Below are 4,530 nucleotides of genomic sequence, written 5' to 3'. Positions count from 1 at the left end.
GATGCCGTCTTCGATCCGAGGAGGACGGCCAGTGGGCTGGCTTCCGCGGCTGATCGCCTCTGACTAGCATTGGGGCATGCATGAGACACTGAAACGGATCTGGGAAGCAAGTTGGTTGGCGGCGCGAACGATTGGGATGTTGCTGCTGGCGTGTGGCGTTTCGAACACGGCGGCATCGTTGGCCGCTGACATTCAGTACGTTGTTCTGGAAGGTGGCGGGCCGGACCAAGGCCCCGGTCGAGACGTCGAGGCGAATGTTCGTTCGATGGCACGTCGGTTCGGCCCGATGCCAGCCTCCTCGAAACGCATGGTGGCGTATGGGGTCCAGCAACTTCGCATCCTGTCGCGTTCCTCCAAGGTGGTTCAGGAAGATGTCGAGCAGGCACTGGACCTTGCGGAACGCACCGGCATCCCCGTCTTCTTGCACCTCGACTCGTGTTATGGGTGGGGAGCCGACGACACGTTGCCATCCGAGGACCAGCCCGCCGTTCAGTTTTGGAAACATCCTGAGATGCGTGAGTGGGATCGTTTTCCGGTGAACGGTGAGCTTCCCAATTGCATCCCGCGTCCTTGGTTCAACTGGGGACCGTGGTGTTCGCCCGCTCCCGCGATTCCCGCGTTCGGTTCACCCGCCTTCGCGGATTTTGCTTCATCGCAATTGGACGAAGGCGTGCTCGCGCCATTGGTCGCTCGGTTGAAACGGTGGCGAAGCGAAAACCGAGAGCATTTGTTTGCGGGCATCAATGTTGCTTGGGAAGCCCATCTGCCGGACTTTGCCGATCCATTTTTTCAGCTTTTGATCGATCGCGAAAAAGGCGTGGTGCGAGCCGAGGCTCCTCGCTCGGCCAAGGGCATTGAATTGGACCGCTCGTTCATCGGCAAACAGCTTGGGTACGCGTCCTTGCACTGGCGCGGCTGGGACGAAGAACGATTGGTAAAGGCTGCGAAGCAAGAAGGGATTTCGAGGGACGAGAAGTTTCGTCAGCTGTGTTACCTGGCGATTCACAATTACATGGAAACCTTGGCTCGGACTTGTCATGAGCGAGGCCTGCCTTCTGATCGTGTCTACACGCACATCGTCGCGTTGGCGACCGTCAAGCCGGCCAGCACAACGCGGCCGCCGGTATGGACGGCCGTGAATTCCTTCTCGACGCCAGGGTTCACGATGGACAACCGAGGCGGAGCCAAATTCAACCTGCAAAAGTTGCTTTCACAAATCGGCCAAGCCAGTCAAACGGAACCGGTACGATTCGGCGTGGTCGAATCCTACTTTCGTCTCGGTGATCGCATCTACGTTGACGACGCCGATTCATGCCGCCAAGAGCTGGAAGACCTGTTCGCGGAGGGGGCCAATTTGCAGGCATTTTATGGTGGGTTCCCGTTGGTCAAACGAACTCCCGAAGCCGCTCTTCAAGCCGTGCAAGCCTGGCTGGAAGCGGAGTAAAGCACACCCGTAGTGGATGAGGCGACGAATTCTTCCGCCCGTTTCGCAATTCGTAGTGGATGAGGCGACGAGTCCGATCGTCCGTTTCGCAATCGGTAGTGGATGAGGCGACGAATCCGATCGTCCGTTTCGCTCTGGAGGATCGCGATTCGGCGGGTTTCGTATCTCGCTGCTCGCTGGCTATGTTGAGTCGGATGCATTCGCAACGCATCCATCGCCCCCTTTCACCGACCAGGAACCGAAACATGCAAAAGTCACTTCCGCTGCTGTCGCTAACATTCGCCTTGTTGTTCATCGGAGACGCGGCAGCCCAAGAGCCACCGGCGATGCCCAAGCCGACGCAAGAGCATCAATGGCTGCAACAATTTTCGGGTGTTTGGACGACCAAGTCCGAATCAAGCATGGGGCCTGATCAGCCGCCTGTTCAATCCGAAGGAAAAATGACAGCTCGCATGCTCGGCGGTTTTTGGCTGATCAACAACATGGAAGGTGACTACGCGGGAACGCCAATGCATGGTGTCCAGACCATCGGCTTCGATGAAACCAAGCAGAAGTACGTTGGCACTTGGATCGACTCGGTGACCTCCATGATGTGGCATTACGAAGGTCAAGTCGACTCCAGCGGAAAGGTCTTGACGCTGGAAGCGGAGGGGCCGAATTTCATGTCGGAAGGAGCGACAACGAAGTTCGAAGACATCTATGAATTCAAATCCGACAAAGAACTTTCCATCCAATCACGAATCCTGACCGAAGACGGAAAGTGGGTCACGTTTGTCAGTGGCACCGCAACGCGATTCATTCAAACACCATCGTTGTCTGAGTGAAACTCAACGGATGACTCCTGCGTGTCTGCTTGCCCCGACAGCGACAGGGGCTTGATTCGCTGGCCGATCTTCTCGGTTCTCTCCGAGATCTGCTTTGGAGGGACGACAAAAACTTAGCGTGGCGACTTCAAGATTGAACTGCTCGCTTCCATCGGGGCATACTGCGCCGCACGACTGACCTTTGGCGTGATCAACAACTTCCTCGGGAGATTGCATCTTGGCTCGACTTCCGAAATTTCGGCTTTCCACGTTGCTCGTGGTGATTGTGCCGCTCGCACTTTTTTGCCTGTTCGCGGTGAGGTGGTATGAATCCCGTCCGATTCATTGGCAGCCGTTCACGAGGGCAGTCTTTGAGGAGCGTTGTCGCGATGGATCGCCGGCAATTGTCTTTTTCTACGCCAATTGGGACGTCAACAGCCAAGTTGTTGAAAAGATCACTTTCAACGACCGGCGTGTCAGAGAATTAGTCCACCGAAAGGCCGTGACACCGATCCTTGTGGACTGCTCATCCAGCAGCAGTGATGTCTTGGAAGCTTACGCCTTGCACGGCGTCAACACGCCGCCCTATGTCTTCGTCTACTTTCCCGACGCGATTGATTCCCCGACGACATTGCGGAATGTAACGATGCCAGAAGACATTTTGGCTGCCTTCGCTCGCCCTGCCACGAAAGGACCTTAGAAACATCGGGCGCGGTGGAACAGTTGCTAACGTTGCGAGTGGGCGCCGATGCACCAATGGATGCACCAGCTCCAGTCCGGAAGGGACAAAATTATCCATCCCTGACCGATTCTGGCATGGAGCCTTCAAACAGTCAGGACACGAAAAAGCCCAGCGATTTACGTGAAATGCTGGGCTTTTGGGAAGTGGGCGATACAGAATTCGAATCTGTGACCTCTGCCGTGTGAAAGCAGCGCTCTAACCAACTGAGCTAATCGCCCGAAGGGTCTGCCGCCGCTGCGAGTGAGGCTCGCGGCGGTATCAGGGGCTTCGTGGCGGAAAGATTAACTTCCGCGCCGCAGTGTGACAAGACTTGATTGCCGGATGGGGGGCGTTGGCGGGTTGTGGCAAGCTGGGAGACAGTGGCGTCGGGTGAGCGTGGGGATCGCCGCATGGTGGCGCGGTCCCTTGCTGGCCTGGTCCCTTGCTGGCCCTGTCCTCTGCTGGCCCTGTCCTCTGCTGGCCTGGTCCTCTGCTTGCCCGTCCCCTGCTGGCCTGGTCCCTCGCTGACGCATTCGGGTTGGGATGGAGCATTTGGGTTGGGATGGAGATGGGGTGGAGATACACTACTCGCCATGAATTTTTCGAATCCCTCTCGCTCGACTGAATCCCGTCCTTCGCGGATGCCCGGTGGCCGCACGGACGACTTGTACGAGCTGGTTGACTTTGGTGGCGGTCGCAAATTGGAATTGGTCGCCGGGCGATTGATCGATCGGCCTTCGCCGGCGGCGGAGGGTTTGGCTGCGAGGCAACGTGCGCGGTGGAAGGTGGCGGCCAGCCGTTTCGATGAACATGAAAAACGATGGAACCATCGGGTGGAGTGGAAACCTGGACGCTGTGTCGAGTGTGGCGGATTCCGAATGCCGGTCGCGCCGACTCCGTATGGGCACATCGGTGTCTTCCCGGAACAACAGGCCAATTGGGATTGGTTGCGAACTCATGCCTTGCCGAAGACCTCGGCGGACAATCGTCCCAAGGCGCTCAATTTGTTCGCTTACACGGGCGCGTCCACGATGGCGTTGGTGTCGGCTGGGTTCGCGGTCGCTCACGTGGACGCGGCCAAAAAGAACGTGCAGTCGGCTCGCGCGGCGGCCGAAGCGAACGGATGGGAGGATCCTCCGATCCGGTTCTTGGTTGACGATGCGGTCAAGTTCACGGCTCGAGAGGTCCGACGCGAAAATCGGTACCACACGATTGTGATGGACCCGCCGGCGTATGGTCATGGTCCAAGTGGGAAGGCTTGGCGAGTGAGTCGCGATGTGTGGCCGTTGATCGATGACAGCTTGAAGTTACTGGAACCGGAAGCGTTTCGATTGCTGATCACAGGGCATTCGCCGGACGTTGATCAAGACGATGTGCAGGCGTACTTGGCGGACCGGGTGCCTCGAACGGTTGGGCCGTTAGGAACACTTCGGTTTGCAACGGGGCGACTGCGGATACCCGATCAGTTTGGTCGGCAACTGGACGCGGGGTTCTTTGTTCGCGTCTGGAATGAAGGTTAGTGGTCTGTCACGACCTCTTTTTGAGGGGAGTGGACGAGGCGA

General features: G+C 57.6%; 4 protein-coding genes and 1 tRNA gene. 4 read left to right on the top strand and 1 reads right to left on the bottom strand.

Annotated features, from left to right (window positions below; all coding sequences use genetic code 11):
• The first annotated feature begins 76 nt into the window (after nt 1-76).
• From ACF8AM_RS02435 to ACF8AM_RS02425, 3 genes are all read left to right on the top strand, one after another.
• Entirely contained in the window at nt 77-1,444 is a 1,368-nt protein-coding gene (locus ACF8AM_RS02435) for a hypothetical protein (protein WP_392554109.1), read from the top strand.
• A 245-nt stretch (nt 1,445-1,689) separates the two neighbouring features.
• Entirely contained in the window at nt 1,690-2,268 is a 579-nt protein-coding gene (locus ACF8AM_RS02430) for a DUF1579 domain-containing protein (protein WP_392554108.1), read from the top strand.
• 481 nt (nt 2,269-2,749) lie between these two features.
• Nucleotides 2,750-2,947 carry a hypothetical protein gene (locus ACF8AM_RS02425; protein ID WP_392554107.1) on the top strand — a complete coding sequence of 66 codons (198 nt, stop codon included), beginning with the start codon at nt 2,750-2,752 and terminating at the stop codon, nt 2,945-2,947.
• A gap of 186 nt (nt 2,948-3,133) precedes the next feature.
• Here the strand turns inward: ACF8AM_RS02425 and ACF8AM_RS02420 are convergent.
• Nucleotides 3,134-3,207 (bottom strand) — tRNA-Val (locus ACF8AM_RS02420).
• Nucleotides 3,208-3,561: 354 nt separating this feature from the next.
• On the opposite strand from ACF8AM_RS02420, the gene ACF8AM_RS02415 reads away from it, so the two are divergent.
• Nucleotides 3,562-4,488 carry a class I SAM-dependent methyltransferase gene (locus tag ACF8AM_RS02415; RefSeq protein ID WP_392554106.1) on the top strand — a complete coding sequence of 309 codons (927 nt, stop codon included), beginning with the start codon at nt 3,562-3,564 and terminating at the stop codon, nt 4,486-4,488.
• The last annotated feature ends 42 nt before the right edge of the window (nt 4,489-4,530 follow it).

The sequence above is a fragment of the Rhodopirellula sp. JB055 genome (assembly GCF_043100905.1).
In the GTDB taxonomy this organism is placed as follows: domain Bacteria; phylum Planctomycetota; class Planctomycetia; order Pirellulales; family Pirellulaceae; genus Rhodopirellula.
The sequence above is the reverse complement of the archived record's forward strand: the minus strand, read 5'-3'. Positions and strand labels throughout refer to the sequence as shown.

Coding starts and splice junctions, on each gene's coding strand:
- ACF8AM_RS02415 (WP_392554106.1), top strand. CDS start 3,562: ATGAATTTTTCGAATCCCTCTCGCTCGACTGAATCCCGTCCTTCGCGG.
- ACF8AM_RS02430 (WP_392554108.1), top strand. CDS start 1,690: ATGCAAAAGTCACTTCCGCTGCTGTCGCTAACATTCGCCTTGTTGTTC.
- ACF8AM_RS02435 (WP_392554109.1), top strand. CDS start 77: ATGCATGAGACACTGAAACGGATCTGGGAAGCAAGTTGGTTGGCGGCG.